A 16,089-nucleotide genomic window follows, 5' to 3' on the forward strand; every position below is an offset into this window, starting at 1 on the left:
CATTCGCTGCTGTCTGAGCCACTTGAAATTGAATGAATAAAAGTAATGTGCGCGAGTTCAGCGAATGGCAAAAATTTTGGTTACTTTTTTAAAAAGTAACATAACGAACTCCTCCCGAAGAACGTTCCAGCAGTAAGATTCCATCGCAAAGAATAAAAACTGCCTTTCAAAAAATTTGCTTAAAGGATTCTGCGTGAAACTCGAACCCATCGACCCACAGGAATTTACCGACTACGTTACCTACTCCGAAAAAAAACGGACACCTTGGGAACGCTTCCTCGATAAAATCAAACCCCGCTCTGCAGCCATGCGGACCACCGTATTGGTCTTATTTGTGGTGTTTTTTAGCCTGTTTATGTCCTTATGGTTCTTTTGGCGCACACTCTATTTACCCGAAATTCAACAACATGCTCGTTACCTCGCGGTCGAACTTGAAATCATTAACAATCCTGATTTACGGATTTTTCATAACAATGCCGAAGTAGATGTCGACGACTGGATGCGCAACCGTGTCGGGATCGAATATGTGACCGATCCGAAAGAATTCCCCAATGTCAAAGACAAAGTCATTGCAGAGTTCTTTACCAATCAAATTGAAAAGAAACTGGCCAAAGAAATGCGCATTGATAATGCGACCGTGTATTTCCAATTTAAACCTGACCCACGCATCTGGATTCAAACTCCAGAAATGAATGGCAACTGGGTTCGCGAGCCTTTAAAAACCTATGCCAACTATAGCGCAGAGCTGATTTTAGGCTGGTTATTGGGTATTCCGCTGATTGCTGGCATCATTATCTTAACCTTGGTTCGTCAGCTCAACCGTCCACTAAAACGTTTACAAGATGCGGCAAACAACTATAGTAAACAAGGCACTGCTCCTTATTTAGAAACCAACCATGGGCCACAAGAAATCCGTGAAGTAAACCAAGCCTTTAACCACATGGTCTACACGCTGGAACAAACTGAACGTGATCGTCGCATCATGTTGGCCGGTATTTCCCACGATTTGCGTACTCCGCTGACCCGTATTCGACTCAGCGCAGAAATGATGCCTGATGATGACTTCCTAAAAGAAGGTCTGATTTACGATGTTGAAGATATGGATGCGATTCTGAATCAGTTCATTTCGTATATGCGAGATGGCTCTGATGAGGTTCCGCAAGATACCGATTTAAATGCGCTATTGCAGGAATTAGTGATTCAATTTAAACCTTTAGATATTCGCTTTGAACCTCAAGACTTACCGATTATTCAAGCACGTAGCCTGTCGTTAAAACGACTAATAGGCAACTTAATCAATAACTCAAAACGCTATGGTGCCGAGCCGATTGAACTGTCTACCGAATATGAAGGTGACCATATTCAAATTCGCGTTGCCGATAATGGCGAAGGGATTCCTGAAGACCAAATTGAAGACCTGATGCAACCTTTTGTACGTGGTAATGATGCACGTACCATCCAAGGCAGTGGACTCGGTTTAGCCATTGTAAAACGTATTGTGGATATTCACGAAGGTCAACTTTCAATTCACAATCGAGCAGAAGGTGGACTCGAAGCGATCATTTCTTTACCACTGCAAAAACTCGAAAATGATGAAATATTAAACAACAGCCCATTGGAAAAAATTAAGCAAAGTTTAACTGAACGCTTTTAACAAGCGTTCAAAAAAGCAACGAACAGTTTTGTTTAATCCTTAACCATTGTTATTTTTAACTTTATTATTCAGTAGCTTAAAAATCATAATAAAATCTTATACCCACATTTTTTCAAAAAATTAGACCTTAGCCTAACAGGGATGCAAAATGGCTTTTTTGATCGGTACAATCCGTATCAGTTTTGAGAATTTCACGAGAGTATATGATGTCTTTAGATCGCATCCGTTTAGCTGCCCTTCACGACAAAGTTATCAGCGCAGAAAAAGCTGCTGAATTCATTCAGGATGGTATGACGGTAGGTATGAGTGGTTTCACACGCGCAGGTGAAGCGAAAGCTGTACCTTTAGCGTTGGTTCAACAGGCTCATGCTAATCCTCTTAAAATCACCCTAATTACTGGCGCGAGCTTGGGTAACGATTTGGACAAAAAATTGACTGAAGCAGGTGTTCTTGCTCGTCGTTTACCGTTCCAAGTAGACAATACATTACGTAAAGCGATCAACAAAGGCGATGTAATGTTCATCGATCAGCATTTGTCTGAAACAGTTGAACAAATGCGTAACCTTCAGCTTAAAAAGCCTGATGTAGCAATTATTGAAGCTGTTGCGATCACTGAAGATGGTGGCATCATCCCTACAACTTCTGTAGGTAACTCTGCAAGCTTCGCAATTTTTGCTGAAAAAGTGATTGTTGAAATCAACACCAACTTAAGCCCAGCATTTGAAGGCTTACACGATATTTATATCCCAACATATCGTCCAACACGTCAAGCTATTCCATTGACTCATGTTGATGAACGTATTGGTACACATGCAATCAACATCGATCCTTCAAAAATCGTAGGTATCGTATTTAACAACGAATTGCATGACTCTCCATCTACAGTTACTGCCCCTGATGATGAAACTCAAGGTATTGCAAACCACCTTATCGCTTTCTTTGAAAAAGAAGTCGCTGAAGGTCGTTTACCGAAAAACCTAGGTCCATTACAAGCAGGTATTGGTTCAATTGCAAACGCAGTATTGACTGGTCTTAAAGATTCAAACTTTGAAGACTTGATCATGTACTCTGAAGTACTTCAAGACTGTACATTTGAATTGATCGACGCAGGCAAAATGAAATTTGCTTCAGGTTCCTCTATTACGCTTTCTGCGAAATATGGCGAAAAAGTATTTAATAACCTTGAACAATACAAAGACAAACTTGTATTACGTCCACAAGAAATTTCTAACCACCCAGAACTTGTACGTCGTTTAGGTATTATCGGTATCAACACAGCACTTGAGTTTGACATTTACGGTAATGTGAACTCGACTCACGTTTGCGGTACAAAAATGATGAACGGTATTGGTGGTTCAGGTGACTTCGCACGTAATGCGCACTTGGCGATCTTCGTGACTAAATCAATTGCAAAAGGTGGCGACATTTCTTCTGTTGTTCCATTTGCTTCTCACGTTGACCATGCTGAACACGACGTTGACATCTTGGTTACTGAACAAGGTCTTGCTGACTTACGTGGTCTTGCCCCACGTGAACGTGCTCGTGCTGTAATCGACAACTGTGCTCACCCAAGCTACCGTGCAGCATTGAACGATTACTTCGACCGTGCATGTGCAAAAGGTGGTCAAACACCTCACCTTCTACGTGAAGCATTGTCTTGGCACATCAACTTCGAAGAGAACGGCCATATGTTAGCTGCTCAACCTGAAGTGAAAACTGCTTAATTGCAGAGAAATAAAAAAACGCTCTTCGGAGCGTTTTTTTATGGCTTTTATTTTTCAATATGACTTATCAAGTCTGCAAAACTCGACTAATCTAAATTGGTCAAAATACATGCTAAAACAAAAATTATGTTTATTATCCGCCCCTATCTCGAATCTGATTTAGATGATGTGATTGCACTTTGGGAACTGTGTGATCTGACCCGCCCATGGAATAACCCTGAAATTGATATATTTCGAAAATTGGCTCAACGTGATCAATTATTCTTGTTGGCGGTCAAAGATGATCAACTGATTGCAACTGTGATGGGTGGCTATGATGGACACCGAGGCTGGGTCAATTATCTTGCCGTACATCCACATTTTCAGCGTAATGGCGTCGCTACTGCCCTCATTCAGCAATTAGAAAAACGCTTAATTGCTCTAGGCTGTCCAAAACTTCAATTACTGATTCGCCAAGACAACATTGATGTACAAAATTTTTATGAACAATTGGGCTATGAAGAGGTTGAAGTAATATGTTTGGGTAAACGTTTAATCACGGATTAATCGTTCGACAAATCTTCATTCAATCCTTGTAACAAAATCAAAAAAAAACCGACATTGCGCCATCGAGACAAAAATGGATTGCATTGCTTGGCTTTAAATTTTAGGATTTGCCCCCATCATTTTCCCAGAACATAGAAAAGAGATTTCCCATGCGTGTAGATATCTGGTCAGACGTGGTTTGCCCATTTTGTTATATTGCGAAAAAACGCCTTGAAGCTGCTGCCGAAGAATCGGGTGTAGAGCTTGAAGTGTTTTGGCATAGCTATCAACTTGACGCAGATGCGCCCGCTCGTCTAGAAATTTCTAATACTGAACGTCTAGCTCAAAAATATGGCCGCAGTATTGAAGAAGTTGAAGAAATGCAGCGCAATATCGCCGAAATGGCAAAAGCTGAAGGTATTGAATTTAACTGGCAAAAAGCCAATTCAGGCAATACTTTCAACGCGCACCGCTTGATTCATCTTGCACAAAGCAAAGGTCTCGGCAGTGAAGCCAAAGAAGCTTTCTTCTATAGCTATATGACGCAAGGCTTGGCCATTGGTGAACGTGAAACCTTAGAAGACGTTGCATCTCGTATTGGTCTAAACCCTGTTGAAGTCGATGACTTATTAGACTCAGATGAATTTGCTGATTTCGTCAAATACGATGAAGAAGTAGCACGCGATCAACTTAAAGTTACGGGTGTACCGTTCTTTGTATTTGAGCAACGCATTGCTTTAGCAGGCGCTCAACCGAAAGATGTATTTAAAAAAGTGATGGACAAAGCTGCGGAACTCCCTGAGCTTGCTCCTACACCTGTCTGTAATGATGAAAGCTGTGAAACACCTGAAAAATAATTCAGCGCGTTCAATCAAAAATCCCCGAACTTCGGGGATTTTTTATGATCAGTTTTTAACATCAATAAAATGAAACTTATTCCACCAAGAAGCTGATTTTTAAGTTCACTCGATATTCCGCAATTTTATTGTCTTTCACCACAACTTTTTGTTCATTAATCCATGCACCCTGAACATTCTTTACGGTTTCAGTGACTTTATTAATTCCCGTTTGGATGGCATCTTCAAAACTTTTTGTGCTACTTGCATTTACTTCAACGACTTTAGCAACAGACATTGTATTTATCCTCATTGTTATGATTTTGAATCTTCATCATATGATTAAGTCACTTATTTTGGTTATTTTTTAAACATCAAAACAGCAAAATATTACATGTCTTACACAGGAGTGAATTCCACTTCGAGGGATTACAAACTGACCATCATTTATTACATGCTTTCTGTTTAAGCCAAGGCCACTACCGATTAGGCTAAAAGCTTCATTCTTCTAACGATCATGCTCGGGAGTAATGTCATGACTATTGAACCTCAAGCAACTTCTGCTGAAACCGAACTATCTACCAATACACCCCCTCAAACAACCACCAACGAGTCCCAAACAGGGAAGAATAGCTTTCTCTCACGTTTTTCTCCGACCGTCAAAGGTGCTGCGATCGGAGCTGTTGCAGGCAGTATATTACCTGTTTTTGGTACGATTAGTGGTGCCATTATTGGTAGTATCGCAGGCAAAGTCTATGAAAAGAAATGTGCCAAACATTCATAGATTTTTCATCTATATCTGAGTGATACGCCGCTGTCACTCAGCCACTAAAAACTCTAGAGCAATAACTCTAATATACTGTTTTATATAAATATTAAATCCTACCATTTATCTTGTGTTGCCGAATCGATCATTTTTAATTGATTATTTTTTGATATTATTTTCACATAAATTCAAGTGATTAATTTTCTCCCTGACTCAATTTTTGAGTTACTAATGATTGATAGGAATACACAAATGAACGCAATCAAATATGCTATGGCTGTTGCTGTGATGGCGCTTTCTGCAACTGTTTCTGCACAAATCGTTTACGTACCAGATTTTCCAGTAAAAAAAGCTGTAACTGCTGAAACTGCCAATGCAGAGAGCCAAGCTCCAGCTGCTGATACAACTGAAGTTATAACAAACACAGAAAAAAAAGCTTAATTTTTAGCTGATTTTTCCATAAAAAACCGATGGCTCCCACCATCGGTTTTTTATTTTTTGTGCCTTTTATTTGGGCTTTATTCTTTACTTAACATTAAAAATGAACATCTAAAAGCGATCGATCGCTGATGATGACTTCAAAAAAATTGATCAAACCATACCGCTATATCTTTTGCAAAACCTATCTTTAAGCTAATGATTTGGTATTATTTTTAAACAAAATGCGCATTAATTGTCATATTTAACGCTTAATTTGTAGAAGCTGACATTTATTTCCATGTTTTTTTTAATGAAATCTCTATAATCAAATGAACTAATCGACTTCTTTATTTTTAAATTTACATTGTCCTATGCAAGAACTTCAGGCACTGATACAAGGAAAAATTTCACCGCAGGTTATCGATATTGAACGCCTGATTGAATTGGCCAATACATATCGAAACCCGAATTCGGCTGAATATAAATTAGTAGAACTTGCAACCAATATTGTATTGGCTAAATATTTAGAAAAAGCACAAAAAGTCCTTTAGGAAGCGGACAAATGAATTTACAAGAGAAAGTACAATTAATAAAAGAAATCCATGTACTCACCCATCAACTTGAACACCGTGCTTTGAGTTTTTATGAAACTGCGCTTTCTAAACGTCGGATTCATGAAATTTTTGCCTTATGTGACGAACCGATTTTTCAAAAGCAAATATTAAGTTATCGCGCATTAACTGAACCACAGATGGCTGCCACTGAATTTGCCAAACAAACGCCATATTCATGGTTATTTCGTGGCTATTTTAACCATGACGCTGCACTCGAAAGTGCTTTATATCAATATCCTGAGATGGGTTGGGCCTTGCTGCATGACCATGAGTTAGGTTGGCAAGTTTGGATGATTCCAGCCAAACAGCGCACGGCGTTACTCAGTGAATGGGGCAATTTCAGTGAATGCTATGATTGGTTAATTGAACAACAACAGCTATATAAATGTTTAATCAGTGATACCGATCTACGTCTACATGCCTTACGCCTAAAGGATGAAATCATCACAGCGCCAAGCACTGTTGCAGCAAGTGTGGATGCCCTACTGCCGATTGAAACAATAAATAAAGATGGATCTGTCGATCTAGATCATTGCGATAAGCAAATCAATGAAGCGGATACGTTGCTTGATAACTCAAATACAAATAAACCGGAGCTTTCTGCACCTGATACCGTTCCTCTTGTTCTAATTGAGCAGCCAACACATGCCCCATCGGAGGAAAATCTCAACTCGACAATGGCAGGCGTTGAACTTCCTGAACAGGTTCAAATCGCTCAATATACCGCTCGCGTTCAAACGCTGCAAAACATCGATGCGCAATTGGCCTTGTATGAATTGCAGTTTATAGATCAGCCTGAACTCACAACGCAGCTTGATGTTCTATTACATACGACAGATGGTACAGATTGGAAAAACCAGCCACTGTATTTAGCAGAGCAAATCAATACCGAAGGTCTCTTCATCAAATATCTCTTGTTGTTTGGTGCGCAAACGCAAATGGAAGCCATTCGACTCTCTCAGCTGTTTTGCCAACAACATCAACATGAACTTGCTGCGATTAAAGTCATGACATGGGACAATCTAGAGCAACTCTGTGCTGCACCTGATCAGCTCTATCAACAGTCTCAGCAGGCTGAAATGATTTGGTCGCAAAACGACTATTACCCCTTTATCCCGGCACAATTAATTCATACGCAAAAATTCATTCATTTTGATGAACCTGAACCGACGCTACATACCCCTTTGTTATTATTACAAGAACGTCAAAAAATACGGTTAATCCACGGTCAAAAACGCATGGCACTCTTGCGTACCGAACAAACCTTTCCCTATTTGATCCTCCATCGACAGCAAGGTTTAAATTGGCAAAGCATCCAAAATGTGATCCAAAAATTGCCTCAACCCATTGATGTGATTTCGCTTTATCAAGCACTTAAGCAAATGACCGAAGATTAATTGCATTTATTTTGTAGTTTGGCTTGCATTTATCCGACAAAAATAACAAAACTACAGATGCAGGATACTCAGATGATAATTAAATAGAGCCAAAATATATGCATAAAAAACAACAGTACTTTATTCGGACTTTGCTTTTTTCCGCATCAATGAGCTTGATGTATCAAGTTGCTTGGGCCAATGAAACTGAGGGGCAACATTCGCAGGATGTGCCTGCAACCGAGCAAAGTTCACCGTATATCATGCCAAAAACCTATGATTTTTTAGATCAAATTCCACGTTGGATTGATGCAACACCGACCTTCTTACCTGAACAATCAGATCACCCCATTGTTCCGACAACAGAACAAACGGAAAATAATAGCTGGACCGATCGACAACAGAAGAAAGTCCGAAATTGGGCAGATCGAACGGCCGTTCGCATGGATAACTGGTTTGGGCAAAGTGAGCCTGATAAACCAGCCAATGCTACCCTTAGGGTGATTTTAGACAACAGTTGGAATAAGCACGATGAATACGAAATTAAGCCACGTATTCGCGGTAAAATTAAGCTTCCCACTTTAGAAAAAAAATTGAGTGTGGTCTTTGGTGATGACTCACTTGATAATGAATTAGAAAATAATGCTGCAATTACCAATGAAAACCCTGCGGGGCGTAGTGATAAAAATTATGACAATAAGCAAACCCGTGAAGATAACAGTTCACTGGCTTTACGTTGGTCAGAAATTTCAGATCGACTGCCTTTCGAAACTGACGTTGATCTAGGTTTACGTTCTGGTGATGACCTATATGTCCGCTTAAAAGCAGCTAAAAAATGGCAACTCGACAATGATTACAGTTTTTTAGCCGAACAAATTTATCGTTATGGTATCGATAGTGAAAATTATCTAAGAACCAATTTAGAATTAACCCATGCCCGTCCAGGCCAACCCTTTATCTCAAACCAATTCAACCTGACCTATGCAGATGCACAGGATGATGATCTGAAATGGGATAACTTCAGTTACCGCCAACACCAATTTTTTAAAGGTAACCGATTCAACTACGGCCTATATACAGGTGGTTTTTACAATAACGATCAACTGCGTTTAAACAGTTGGGGACCCTATGTATCATGGCGACAGCCCTTTCTGCGCGAATGGTTTTATATCCAAGGTGATCTCAACTACCTCAACAACCATCGTGACGATAAAAGCCACTTTGTGGGCGCTTTAGTGCGCCTTGAAGCCTTGTTCTAGAACCCGCTATTTCACAGCGAATAAAAAGCCCATCTCAACAGGATGGGCTTTTTTAAATAACTCAGCTTCAATTTTTCTTAATCACCGTACACGATCATTACGTACAATACTCGGCTGTTTTTCAGCGACTTTTTTCACTTTAGGAAAACTATACTGAACACGATCATTTCGTATCACACGGCGACTATCTACAAAAGGATTAATATCGTATTGTGCGATCTGCTTTGAAACCTGCACACGGTCATTACGCACCATTTTTTGCTTAGCGCTGTCTGCCTGAGCAGATTGCATGAGGCCCATAGAGAGCAGCGAGCCCATTACAGCGATCACTAAAATTTTCATCTTAAAATTCCCAATACTTAGTGATTGTTATTATAGATTAATTATTTATTTTTAATTTGTTTTAAAGATTAAAACATGGACGTTTTTATTCATGTGCTCTATCGAAAAACCAAATAAAAAACCTCCCGAAGGAGGTTCATTTCATATCTACCGTTACTTCAGCAATAAGCTGTTAATCCGTTTGATGTATTGGGCAGGATCTTCGGGTAAACCGCCTTCAGCAATCAACGCTTGATCGAAGATCACATTCGCCAAATCATCAAATTGCGCTGAACCTTCTAATTTTTGTACCAATGGATGGGATGGATTGATTTCCAAGACTGGTTTTGACTCGGGAACCGCTTGTCCTGCTTGTTTTAGCATACGGACCAGTTGCGGTGATAACTCACCCTCAGCCACCACCAAACACGCAGGAGAGTCCACTAAACGTGTTGTTACACGCACTTCAGAGGTCTTATCTTTTAACGCATCCGACAGTTTTTCAACAACAGGTTTAAACTGCTCAGCAGCTTCCTCAAGTGCTTTCTTCTCTTCAGCATCTTGTAGATCACCCAAATCAACTGCACCTTTTGATACATTCTGTAATGGTGTTCCATCAAACTCAAAAACAAATTCCATCGCCCACTCATCCACTCGTTCAGTCATGAGCAGCACTTCGATACCTTTTTTCTTGAACAATTCAAGTTGTGGTGAGTTTTTCGCAGCATTTAAACTATCAGCAGTCACATAGTAAATTGCCTTTTGGCCTTCTTTCATATTGGCTTTATAGTCTGCAAATGATGTTTTCACTTCATCATTATTTGACGAAGCAAAGCGTAATAATTTTAGAATACGCTCACGATTCGCCATGTCTTCGCCTAAGCCTTCTTTTAAGACTGAACCAAACTCAGCGTAGAATTTTGCAAACTTCTCTTGATCAGCAATATCTTCAGATTTCGCCAAACCATCTAGCACCGTTAAAATACGGCGGGCGTTACCTTCACGAATCGTTTTCACGTCGCGACTTTCTTGTAATAATTCACGGCTTACATTAAGTGGTAGGTCTGCGCTATCAACCACACCTTGAACAAAACGTAAATAATTTGGAATCAAATTATCCGCATCATCCATGATAAATACACGTTTCACATACAGCTTAATTCCTGCTTTAGCTTCACGTGTGAAAATATTGCTTGGTGCGCGAGATGGAATATAAAGTAACTGTGTATATTCCGTACTTCCCTCTACACGGTTATGTGTCCATGCAAGCGGGGCTTCAAAATCATGGCTCAGGTTTTTATAAAACTCAGTATATTGTTCTTCACTGATCTCATTTTTATTACGCGTCCATAATGCACTTGCTGAGTTAATCGCTTCCCATTCATCCGTCAGTACATATTGACCAGGTTTTGCTTCTTCGCCTTCGGCAGCTTCCTCTTGTTGCCAAACTTCTTTCTGCATCTCAATTGGCAAACTAATATGATCAGAGTATTTATTAATAATCTGCTTAACTTTGTAACGATCTAAATAATCTAAAGCATCCTCGCGTAAATGCAAAATGATGTCGGTTCCACGTGAAGCCTTATCAATTGGCTCTACATCAAACTCACCTGTACCATTACTAACCCAACGTACCCCTTCAGCGGCATTTACCCCAGCACGACGTGATTCCACTGTAATTTTTTCAGCAACAATAAAACCTGAATAGAAGCCCACACCAAATTGACCAATCAATTGTGCATCTGACTTTTGATCACCCGTAAGCTTCGACATAAAATCTTTAGTGCCAGACTTAGCAATCGTACCCAAATGATCAATCGCTTCTTGTTGTGTCATACCAATACCATTATCCGAAATGGTAATTGTCTTCTGCTCTTTATTTAAATGAATACGCACATGTAAATCTGGATCATTTTCATAATATTCAGGATGGTTAATGCCTTCAAAACGTAATTTATCGCAGGCATCAGATGCGTTTGATACTAACTCACGAAGGAAAATTTCAGGATTTGAATATAAAGAATGTGTTACTAAATGCAGTAACTGAGCCACTTCCGCTTGGAAGCTGTGTTTTTGAGATTGTTGTTCGCTCATCAGTCTCTCCGTTCATACTGAGTAAAATTATCAATTGCCTATATGAATGGAGGGACTTCACTATTTTTCAATAGTGTGAATGGAAAATTTTTATTCTGTCGCACTAAATTTTAAGGTTTAAAAAGGTCCTTGTTTATAAACGCGGTCCATGTAGAGATCCAGTTTTTGCTGCCGCATTTTATATACATCACTTAAACAACTGACATTGTCACGGCACTGATCGCGTAGTTGTAGCCATTTAATTTGTTGATCTTGAATTGCACCACGTGTCCCCATGGGAACTAAATGACGAATAATCGTATAGGTCGTGGCCATTTTGACATCGGCATCATTAATACTCCGGTTATCACAAACCGCATGTTCGGTAATGGTTTTCGCCTTTTTACAATCAAAACTTGCGGCATAACTTGTCGAAATAAAATAAGCACTGCCCAAGACCAGCATACCCTGAATAATTTTTTTCATCGTCTTTTCTCTTCTTTCAACTTGCTGATTTATTTCGACTCTAACAGTTCCACCTAAATTTTCTATTGCCTATTTGTTCAATTCGATCAACTGATGAATGGAATATGCTGCATAAAAAAAACCCTGCCTAATGGCGGCAGGGTTTTAAGATCAGTTAAAGCTTAGAATTTGTAGCTATAACCAATTGTATACACCATAGGATCGATATCTAAATCGAATTTACCGCCACCTAATTCATCAATTAAAGTCACTTCAGGGCTTAATTGAGCATAGCGAGCATCGAAGTATACACCCCAGTTTTTCGCATCAGCTGGTTGGTAATTAAAGCCGACTTGACCTGCAAAACCAAAATCTTCTTTTACATTTTTAGCCGCGCCAGATTCATCCCAAGCAACAAATGCTGTACCACCTACACCAATATATGGTGTAAAGCGTGTTGAATTTTTAAAGTTATATTTTGCAGTAATTGTCGGTGGAAGATGCTTAATTTTAGCAGCTTTATCACCATCCAAAAGTACATCATGACCAATTGGAGTAGCTAAAAGTAATTCAGCTGAAATGTTGTCATTAAAGAAATATTCAACCGATGGTGTAAATGCTAACTCATCATCCGCTTTTACTGTACCTAATGCGGTTTCAGTGTCACCTGTTGGAGAAATTACAGAACCACCAACTTTAACCTGCCATTGACCAGCCATCGCTGAAGCAGACATACCCAATAATGCAATAAGAGCAGCTTGTTTTAACATTTTTAAGCAACCTTCTAGAATGAATAATTAATATTAAACATTAGTATTAAAATTATGCAATAACATTATTTAATAATTTATTACACTATTATATAAGTTATTATTAATTAAATATATTTATTTTAATCAAAGTATAAAGGTTGGTTTTATTTATCAACCATTATAATTAACTTAATATTTAAAATATACCAACCATTTTAATCAGAATTAATCAAATGAATGATTTTAAACCAACTAAATTCATCAGGTTTAAATAATAAAAAAGGCGATTATATAATCGCCTTTTTATTTATCTTTGAAAATTTTTTAGAGTACCATTGCGGCAATCCAACCAAAGATCATTAATGGAATATTGTAGTGAATGAAGGTCGGGACCACACTGTCTTTCATGTGGTCATGCTGACCATCCATATTAAGACCTGATGTTGGGCCTAAAGTTGAGTCTGATGCCGGAGAACCTGCATCTCCTAAAGCTGCTGCTGTACCAATAATGGCAATCGTTGCCGCTGGGCTAAAACCAAATTGAATACAAAGTGGTACATAAATAATGGCCAAAATTGGGATTGTTGAGAATGAAGAACCAATACCTAAGGTAATTAATAGCCCTATCAATAGCATCCAAAATGCAGCTAAACCTTGGCTGTTTCCAATCCATTCAACCGAAGCTTGTACCAGTACTGGTACTTGATTCGTAGCCTCAATCACAGATGCAAAACCCTGCGCAGAAATCATAATGAAACCCACCAGTGCCATCATGCGCATACCACTGATAATGACATCATCGGCTTCTTTCCACTTAAAAATACCTGCACAGCTTAAGATCGCAACACCAACGAGACCCGCCAAAATCATCGACTCAGATATGACTTGAACAGAAAGCGTAGCAACCACTGCTACCGCAACCATGATCAAAGTAAATTTAGCGACTTGTGGTTTACCATTTTCATCTGCTTTTACATCAGATGAGATGGTGTGCTGTGATTCCTTAACCTGAACGTCAGCATACTCTCGTGGTTTACGGTAGCTATAAAAAACAGCAATTAATAAGCCAACAAACATCCCAAATACTGGAATTGCCATAGCAGTTGGAATTTGATCATAGCTGATGTTGAAACCGTATGGCTTACCAAAGGTATTGATGTTTTGACCTAAAATATCATTAAGGAAAATAGCACCAAAACCAAAAGGTACCAGCATATAAGTCGCCACAAGACCAAAAGTCAGAACACAAGCAATCAAACGACGGTCAAGTTTTAAATGATTAAATACACTGAGTAATGGTGGAATTAATACTGGAATAAACGCAATGTGCACTGGAATCACGTTTTGTGAACATACGGCGGCTAAAGCGATAGTAGCGAAAATTACGTATTTCACGCAATTCCGGGCTTTCACATTACTGTTACCTTTGAGTTTAGTAATGAGTTGATAAGCCAGTAAATCTGGCAGACCTGAACGCGCAAGTGCCAAAGCAAATGCCCCCAACACGCCATAAGCAAGTGCGATTTGAGCACCGTTGCCTAAGCCACTATTAAACGCTTCGATGGTGCCATGAATACCAAGACCAGCTAACAAGCCACCTGTTACTGCACCAATGATCAGTGCAAATACAACAGGCACGCGTGCCAGCGACAGTCCAAACATGACTGTAATTGCGGCAAGAATAGCAAACATAAGAAAAAAGGGAGTCTGACAAAAAACCGTATTTTATCAGAATTTGCTCGCTATTTAGCCCCCCTATCGATGAAACTGCCACTGTTGAACGATTTACTTAAAGCTGCTGTGATTGCGCAAATTGAGCGATGTAACTTGCAATTTTTTCGGGTTGGCTCAGCACGGCCCAATGATTGGCATTGACTTCAACCACAGATAAATCTTCAACCCAATTAGGTAATTCTTTAATGTAATCTGGACTGACAAAATTATCATGTTTCAACACAATCGCTTGTACAGGACAGACGGCATGACGTTGTCTAGGCTGAGTTAAGCGGGGAATAAAATTAGCACGGTAAAGCGCAATACCGTGTTTACCATCATGCTGAATATTATGATTCAAAGGCAATTCTTGAGTACATTCTAAATCATTCACAATTTTTCCCCAACGTTCAGCATTCAAAAAATGCCACGCCGTCGGTGCCAAAAATGGTAATTGGAATACCCCGATGTACCATGACTTACTTAATAATTTGAGTAATTTTTTCTGCTGATGCTTAAAGCTATCTCTGAGCAAAAATGCCGCATGATCCAAACATGGCCCAGAAATAGTTGAATAAGACAAAATACGTGAGCGAAATTTTGGCTCAGTTACCGATTCCCATGATTGGATAGAGCCCCAATCATGCGCGGCCAAATGAAAACTACGTTCGCCTAATACCGCTTGCGTTACACTATCCAAATCAAGTGATAATTGCTCCAAACGATAATCTCGTACTTTACGGGGCATAGATGACTGCCCTGCACCTCGCACGTCATAGCTCACAATATAAAATTCAGAACCAAGATGTTCAATAACTGGTTCCCATACTTCCTGATTATCAGGATAACCATGAACCAAAACCAATGCTGGCTTTGTTTCATCACCCCATGTCTTCACATAGAGCCGTTGTTGATCTGTGGTATTCACCCATTGCGTATTTAGTGGTTGCATTCTTCTTGTCCTTTTATCGATTCCATCGAATTGACGTTTTATTTGTGAACATGGGCAATGTGATCAATGCCACAGTTTGGAAACTCATTTAGTATGCAAAGTTCAGCATAAAAAAAAATTGACCCAGTATGAGCATAATCCAGAAAATAATGACAATGCCTATTGTCTCTAAATTCTTACTCAATCATTATGCCCCTTATAAAGGTGCTGGCATTTCGATTGATAAAATTGATCTCGCCAATTATCACATTCGCGTCAAAATGCCATTAACTCGTAAAAATCAAAATATCGTCGGTGTACATTTTGGCGGTAGTCTTTATTCAATGGTTGACCCATTTTATATGTTGATTTTGATGCATCACCTTGGCTCACGTTATATCGTGTGGGACAAAGCTGCAAATATCCAATTTTTATCCCCCGGGCGTGGAACGGTATACGCTGACATCCAGCTCGACCCAAATGAAATCAATCATATTAAAAACTTAGCAGATAACCACGCACCTGTACTACGGAACTATAGCTTAAATATTTTTGATGAAGCAGGCTTACGTATCGCTGAAGTTCAAAAAACCCTATACATTCGTCGCAAGCAACCTCGTCCACGCAAATAAAAAAGGCGCTTATCTTTAAGCGCCTTTT

General features: G+C 39.4%; 17 protein-coding genes. 10 read left to right on the forward strand and 7 right to left on the reverse strand.

Annotated elements, in window-relative coordinates; genetic code table 11:
* Positions 1 to 193 precede the first annotated feature (193 nt).
* The 4 genes from LXF01_RS14805 to LXF01_RS14820 all read left to right on the forward strand — a co-directional run bounded on the left by LXF01_RS14805 (position 194) and on the right by LXF01_RS14820 (position 4,760).
* A complete protein-coding gene (locus LXF01_RS14805; RefSeq protein ID WP_180024744.1) occupies positions 194 to 1,654 on the forward strand; it encodes an ATP-binding protein in 1,461 nt (486 codons plus the stop codon).
* 206 nt (positions 1,655 to 1,860) lie between these two features.
* Positions 1,861 to 3,378: an acetyl-CoA hydrolase/transferase family protein gene (locus LXF01_RS14810; RefSeq protein ID WP_233945492.1), complete on the forward strand. Its 1,518-nt coding sequence runs from the start codon at positions 1,861 to 1,863 to the stop codon at positions 3,376 to 3,378.
* 126 nt (positions 3,379 to 3,504) lie between these two features.
* A complete protein-coding gene (locus LXF01_RS14815; RefSeq protein WP_078189811.1) occupies positions 3,505 to 3,924 on the forward strand; it encodes a GNAT family acetyltransferase in 420 nt (139 codons plus the stop codon).
* A 149-nt stretch (positions 3,925 to 4,073) separates the two neighbouring features.
* Positions 4,074 to 4,760: a DsbA family oxidoreductase gene (locus LXF01_RS14820; RefSeq protein ID WP_111885832.1), complete on the forward strand. Its 687-nt coding sequence runs from the start codon at positions 4,074 to 4,076 to the stop codon at positions 4,758 to 4,760.
* Positions 4,761 to 4,836: 76 nt separating this feature from the next.
* Here LXF01_RS14820 and LXF01_RS14825 read toward each other — a convergent pair whose 3' ends face one another.
* On the reverse strand, positions 4,837 to 5,037 hold the full coding sequence (locus LXF01_RS14825) for a dodecin family protein (RefSeq protein WP_067761311.1): 201 nt from the start codon (positions 5,035 to 5,037) through the stop codon (positions 4,837 to 4,839).
* Positions 5,038 to 5,274: 237 nt separating this feature from the next.
* Here LXF01_RS14825 and LXF01_RS14830 point away from each other — a divergent pair, with 237 nt between their 5' ends.
* The 5 genes from LXF01_RS14830 to LXF01_RS14850 all read left to right on the forward strand — a co-directional run bounded on the left by LXF01_RS14830 (position 5,275) and on the right by LXF01_RS14850 (position 9,174).
* Positions 5,275 to 5,523 carry a glycine zipper domain-containing protein gene (locus tag LXF01_RS14830; RefSeq protein ID WP_233944643.1) on the forward strand — a complete coding sequence of 83 codons (249 nt, stop codon included), beginning with the start codon at positions 5,275 to 5,277 and terminating at the stop codon, positions 5,521 to 5,523.
* Between the two features lie 234 nt (positions 5,524 to 5,757).
* The gene (locus LXF01_RS14835) at positions 5,758 to 5,946 is read left to right on the forward strand and encodes a hypothetical protein (RefSeq protein WP_111885834.1); all 189 of its coding nucleotides are present in this window, start codon (positions 5,758 to 5,760) and stop codon (positions 5,944 to 5,946) included.
* Between the two features lie 350 nt (positions 5,947 to 6,296).
* A complete protein-coding gene (locus LXF01_RS14840; RefSeq protein ID WP_078189814.1) occupies positions 6,297 to 6,476 on the forward strand; it encodes a hypothetical protein in 180 nt (59 codons plus the stop codon).
* Between the two features lie 11 nt (positions 6,477 to 6,487).
* Complete coding sequence (locus LXF01_RS14845; RefSeq protein WP_233944644.1) at positions 6,488 to 7,936, forward strand: hypothetical protein; 1,449 nt, start codon at positions 6,488 to 6,490, stop codon at positions 7,934 to 7,936.
* A gap of 98 nt (positions 7,937 to 8,034) precedes the next feature.
* Positions 8,035 to 9,174 carry a hypothetical protein gene (locus LXF01_RS14850; RefSeq protein WP_306669430.1) on the forward strand — a complete coding sequence of 380 codons (1,140 nt, stop codon included), beginning with the start codon at positions 8,035 to 8,037 and terminating at the stop codon, positions 9,172 to 9,174.
* An 81-nt stretch (positions 9,175 to 9,255) separates the two neighbouring features.
* Here LXF01_RS14850 and LXF01_RS14855 read toward each other — a convergent pair whose 3' ends face one another.
* From LXF01_RS14855 to LXF01_RS14880, 6 genes are all read right to left on the reverse strand, one after another.
* Positions 9,256 to 9,516 (reverse strand): hypothetical protein, encoded by a 261-nt coding sequence (locus LXF01_RS14855; RefSeq protein ID WP_233944645.1) that lies wholly within the window; start codon positions 9,514 to 9,516, stop codon positions 9,256 to 9,258.
* Positions 9,517 to 9,669: 153 nt separating this feature from the next.
* Complete coding sequence (htpG, locus tag LXF01_RS14860) at positions 9,670 to 11,589, reverse strand: molecular chaperone HtpG (RefSeq protein WP_233944646.1); 1,920 nt, start codon at positions 11,587 to 11,589, stop codon at positions 9,670 to 9,672.
* A gap of 117 nt (positions 11,590 to 11,706) precedes the next feature.
* Positions 11,707 to 12,054: a lysozyme inhibitor LprI family protein gene (locus LXF01_RS14865; RefSeq protein WP_078189819.1), complete on the reverse strand. Its 348-nt coding sequence runs from the start codon at positions 12,052 to 12,054 to the stop codon at positions 11,707 to 11,709.
* Positions 12,055 to 12,215: 161 nt separating this feature from the next.
* Positions 12,216 to 12,803 carry an OmpW/AlkL family protein gene (locus LXF01_RS14870; protein WP_180024739.1) on the reverse strand — a complete coding sequence of 196 codons (588 nt, stop codon included), beginning with the start codon at positions 12,801 to 12,803 and terminating at the stop codon, positions 12,216 to 12,218.
* 306 nt (positions 12,804 to 13,109) lie between these two features.
* The gene (locus LXF01_RS14875) at positions 13,110 to 14,477 is read right to left on the reverse strand and encodes a Na+/H+ antiporter family protein (protein ID WP_233944647.1); all 1,368 of its coding nucleotides are present in this window, start codon (positions 14,475 to 14,477) and stop codon (positions 13,110 to 13,112) included.
* A 97-nt stretch (positions 14,478 to 14,574) separates the two neighbouring features.
* Positions 14,575 to 15,450, reverse strand: coding sequence for an alpha/beta fold hydrolase (locus tag LXF01_RS14880; protein ID WP_233944648.1), 876 nt, complete (start codon positions 15,448 to 15,450; stop codon positions 14,575 to 14,577).
* 128 nt (positions 15,451 to 15,578) lie between these two features.
* Between LXF01_RS14880 and LXF01_RS14885 the strand changes: the two genes are divergently transcribed.
* On the forward strand, positions 15,579 to 16,061 hold the full coding sequence (locus tag LXF01_RS14885; RefSeq protein WP_078189823.1) for a DUF4442 domain-containing protein: 483 nt from the start codon (positions 15,579 to 15,581) through the stop codon (positions 16,059 to 16,061).
* Positions 16,062 to 16,089 lie beyond the last annotated feature (28 nt).

This window comes from Acinetobacter sp. SH20PTE14, from assembly GCF_021391555.1.
Classification (GTDB): domain Bacteria; phylum Pseudomonadota; class Gammaproteobacteria; order Pseudomonadales; family Moraxellaceae; genus Acinetobacter; species Acinetobacter amyesii.